Raw genomic sequence first — 5015 nt, forward strand, 5'->3', positions numbered from 1 at the left:
TCCAGCTTGCTGGATGCTGACGAGCGGCGGACGGGTGAGTAATGCATAGGAATCTGCCCGATAGTGGGGGATAACCTGGGGAAACCCAGGCTAATACCGCATACGTCCTACGGGAGAAAGGGGGCTCCGGCTCCCGCTATGGGATGAGCCTATGTCGGATTAGCTAGTTGGTGAGGTAACGGCTCACCAAGGCCACGATCCGTAGCTGGTCTGAGAGGATGATCAGCCACATCGGGACTGAGACACGGCCCGAACTCCTACGGGAGGCAGCAGTGGGGAATATTGGACAATGGGGGAAACCCTGATCCAGCCATGCCGCGTGTGTGAAGAAGGCCCTCGGGTTGTAAAGCACTTTCAGCGAGGAAGAACGCCTAGCGGTTAATACCCGCTAGGAAAGACATCACTCGCAGAAGAAGCACCGGCTAACTCCGTGCCAGCAGCCGCGGTAATACGGAGGGTGCAAGCGTTAATCGGAATTACTGGGCGTAAAGCGCGCGTAGGTGGCTTGATAAGCCGGTTGTGAAAGCCCCGGGCTCAACCTGGGAACGGCATCCGGAACTGTCAAGCTAGAGTGCAGGAGAGGAAGGTAGAATTCCCGGTGTAGCGGTGAAATGCGTAGAGATCGGGAGGAATACCAGTGGCGAAGGCGGCCTTCTGGACTGACACTGACACTGAGGTGCGAAAGCGTGGGTAGCAAACAGGATTAGATACCCTGGTAGTCCACGCCGTAAACGATGTCGACCAGCCGTTGGGTGCCTAGCGCACTTTGTGGCGAAGTTAACGCGATAAGTCGACCGCCTGGGGAGTACGGCCGCAAGGTTAAAACTCAAATGAATTGACGGGGGCCCGCACAAGCGGTGGAGCATGTGGTTTAATTCGATGCAACGCGAAGAACCTTACCTACTCTTGACATCCTGCGAATTTGGTAGAGATACCTTAGTGCCTTCGGGAACGCAGAGACAGGTGCTGCATGGCTGTCGTCAGCTCGTGTTGTGAAATGTTGGGTTAAGTCCCGTAACGAGCGCAACCCTTGTCCTTATTTGCCAGCGCGTAATGGCGGGAACTCTAAGGAGACTGCCGGTGACAAACCGGAGGAAGGTGGGGACGACGTCAAGTCATCATGGCCCTTACGAGTAGGGCTACACACGTGCTACAATGGTCGGTACAAAGGGTTGCCAACTCGCGAGAGTGAGCCAATCCCGAAAAGCCGATCTCAGTCCGGATCGGAGTCTGCAACTCGACTCCGTGAAGTCGGAATCGCTAGTAATCGTGGATCAGAATGCCACGGTGAATACGTTCCCGGGCCTTGTACACACCGCCCGTCACACCATGGGAGTGGACTGCACCAGAAGTGGTTAGCCTAACGCAAGAGGGCGATCACCACGGTGTGGTTCATGACTGGGGTGAAGTCGTAACAAGGTAGCCGTAGGGGAACCTGCGGCTGGATCACCTCCTTAAACGATGCATCATCCCTCGCGGTAAGTGCTCACAATGAATTACCTGATCAGATAGTAGAGCAAACGGTTGATGCACGATCCCCTCTTGGGTCTGTAGCTCAGTTGGTTAGAGCGCACCCCTGATAAGGGTGAGGTCGGCAGTTCAAGTCTGCCCAGACCCACCAAATTCCTGTGATGCGGTGTTAAAACACTTCTCGTATAACATGATTATGCATTGAGGTGTTTTTCTCGTCTTACGGAAATTTATACAAGAGGTTGGTTTTGCAAAAAAACAATGGGGCCATAGCTCAGCTGGGAGAGCGCCTGCCTTGCACGCAGGAGGTCAGCGGTTCGATCCCGCTTGGCTCCACCATTATCTTCTTGTTTAGATAAACCCCGTTTGTGATTGTTTCGTGACCATTGATAAGCACGACATAACACGTCTTCTTATCACTGTTCATTGAACAGCTGCTCTTTAACAATGTATATCATGCTGACAAGAACGTTTTCGAACGTTCTTACGTAACTTGTTTTGTGATACGTCTCAAGCGTATCCGGCAATCGTTATCATTGCGAACCCCAGACTCCTTCGGGTTATAGGGTCAAGCAATGAAGCGCACACGGTGGATGCCTAGGCAGTCAGAGGCGATGAAAGACGTGGTAGCCTGCGATAAGGTTCGGTGAGGTGGCAACGACCTGTGACCCGGACATCTCTGAATGGGGAAACCCACTCATCATCAGATGAGTATCTTACGCTGAATATATAGGCGTAAGAGGCGAACCAGGGGAACTGAAACATCTAAGTACCCTGAGGAAAAGAAATCAACCGAGATTCCCCTAGTAGCGGCGAGCGAACGGGGACCAGCCCTTAAGCGTGTGACGGATTAGACGAACAGACTGGGAAGTCTGGCCATAGCGGGTGATAGCCCCGTAGTCGAAAATCTGATCACGTGAAATCGAGTAGGTCGGGGCACGAGAAACCTTGACTGAAGACGGGGGGACCATCCTCCAAGGCTAAATACTCCTGACTGACCGATAGTGAACCAGTACCGTGAGGGAAAGGCGAAAAGAACCCCGGAGAGGGGAGTGAAATAGATCCTGAAACCGTGTGCGTACAAGCAGTAGGAGCCCACTTGTTGGGTGACTGCGTACCTTTTGTATAATGGGTCAGCGACTTATATTCAGTGGCGAGGTTAACCGTATAGGGGAGCCGTAGGGAAACCGAGTCTTAACTGGGCGACACAGTCGCTGGATATAGACCCGAAACCGAGCGATCTATCCATGAGCAGGGTGAAGGTTGAGTAACATCAACTGGAGGCCCGAACCAGGATCTGTTGAAAAAGATTTGGATGACTTGTGGATCGGAGTGAAAGGCTAATCAAGCTCGGAGATAGCTGGTTCTCCTCGAAAGCTATTTAGGTAGCGCCTCACGTATCACCGCCGGGGGTAGAGCACTGTTTCGGCTAGGGGGTCATCCCGACTTACCAACCCGAGGCAAACTCCGAATACCGGTGAGTGCCAGCGTGGGAGACACACGGCGGGTGCTAACGTCCGTCGTGAAAAGGGAAACAACCCAGACCGTCAGCTAAGGTCCCCAAATCCTGGTTAAGTGGGAAACGATGTGGGAAGGCTCAGACAGCTAGGAGGTTGGCTTAGAAGCAGCCATCCTTTAAAGAAAGCGTAATAGCTCACTAGTCGAGTCGGCCTGCGCGGAAGATGTAACGGGGCTAAACCAGGTACCGAAGCTACGGGTTCATCCTCTGGATGAGCGGTAGAGGAGCGTCGTGTAAGCCGATGAAGGTGTGTTGAGAAGCATGCTGGAGGTATCACGAGTGCGAATGCTGACATGAGTAACGATAAAGGGAGTGAAAAACTCCCTCGCCGGAAGACCAAGGGTTTCTGTTCGACGCTAATCGGAGCAGAGTGAGTCGGCCCCTAAGGCGAGGCCGAAAGGCGTAGTCGATGGGAAACGGGTCAATATTCCCGTACCGGACATGATTGCGATGGGGGGACGGAGAAGGCTAGGTGAGCCAGGCGTTGGTTGTCCTGGTGAAAGTGAGTAGGCTTGGGTCTTAGGTAAATCCGGGACCCTTCAAGGCCGAGACACGAAACGAACGGACCACGGTCCGGAAGTCATTGATGCCACGCTTCCAGGAAAAGCCTCTAAGCTTCAGATCATGTGCGACCGTACCCCAAACCGACACAGGTGGTCAGGGTGAGAATCCCAAGGCGCTTGAGAGAACTCGGGTGAAGGAACTAGGCAAAATGGTGCCGTAACTTCGGGAGAAGGCACGCCGGCGTAGGGTGAGAGGACTTGCTCCTTCAGCCCGAACCGGTCGAAGATACCAGGTGGCTGCAACTGTTTAGTAAAAACACAGCACTCTGCTAACGCGCAAGCGGACGTATAGGGTGTGACGCCTGCCCGGTGCCGGAAGGTTAAGTGATGGTGTTAGGATTCGTCCGAAGCTCTTGATCGAAGCCCCGGTAAACGGCGGCCGTAACTATAACGGTCCTAAGGTAGCGAAATTCCTTGTCGGGTAAGTTCCGACCTGCACGAATGGCGTAATGATGGCCACGCTGTCTCCACCCGAGACTCAGTGAAATTGAAATCGCCGTGAAGATGCGGTGTACCCGCGGCTAGACGGAAAGACCCCGTGAACCTTTACTATAGCTTCACACTGGACGCTGATGTTGCCTGTGTAGGATAGCTGGGAGGCTTTGAACCCCGGACGCCAGTTCGGGTGGAGCCAACCTTGAAATACCAGCCTGGCATCATTGGCGTTCTCACTCAGGTCCGTGATCCGGATCGAGGACAGTGTGTGGTGGGTAGTTTGACTGGGGCGGTCTCCTCCCAAAGAGTAACGGAGGAGCACGAAGGTACCCTCAGCACGGTCGGACATCGTGCAATGAGTGCAAGAGCATAAGGGTGCTTGACTGCGAGACAGACACGTCGAGCAGGTGCGAAAGCAGGTTCTAGTGATCCGGTGGTTCTGTATGGAAGGGCCATCGCTCAACGGATAAAAGGTACTCCGGGGATAACAGGCTGATACCGCCCAAGAGTTCACATCGACGGCGGTGTTTGGCACCTCGATGTCGGCTCATCACATCCTGGGGCTGAAGTCGGTCCCAAGGGTATGGCTGTTCGCCATTTAAAGTGGTACGCGAGCTGGGTTTAGAACGTCGTGAGACAGTTCGGTCCCTATCTGCCGTGGGCGTTGGATGTTTGAGAAGAGCTGCTCCTAGTACGAGAGGACCGGAGTGGACGACCCTCTGGTGTTCCGGTTGTCACGCCAGTGGCATTGCCGGGTAGCTATGGTCGGACGGGATAACCGCTGAAAGCATCTAAGCGGGAAGCCCCCTTCAAGATGAGACATCCCTGAGACCTCGAGTCTCCTAAAGGGCCCAGCGAGACCAGCTGGTTGATAGGCACGGTGTGGAAGCGCTGCAAGGCGTTGAGCTAACGTGTACTAATGGCCCGTGAGGCTTGACCCTATAACACCCAAGGGGTCTGGTCGCAGTGATAACGAAAACCGGATACGCAGCAGCAAGCCAAGGCGCTTGCTGACAAGAGACGATCAC

At 54.1% G+C, this 5015-nt stretch carries 2 tRNA genes and 2 rRNA genes; all 4 read left to right on the forward strand.

Annotated features, from left to right (window positions below):
* A 16S ribosomal RNA gene (locus AC13CN_RS00065) occupies positions 1-1457 on the forward strand; the annotation flags it as partial.
* Between the two features lie 87 nt (positions 1458-1544).
* A tRNA-Ile gene (locus AC13CN_RS00070) sits at positions 1545-1621 on the forward strand.
* 112 nt (positions 1622-1733) lie between these two features.
* Positions 1734-1809: transfer RNA gene (locus AC13CN_RS00075), tRNA-Ala, on the forward strand.
* 227 nt (positions 1810-2036) lie between these two features.
* Positions 2037-4928: ribosomal RNA gene (locus tag AC13CN_RS00080) — 23S ribosomal RNA — on the forward strand.
* The last annotated feature ends 87 nt before the right edge of the window (positions 4929-5015 follow it).

It is taken from the genome of Vreelandella sp. L-25, from assembly GCF_056857535.1.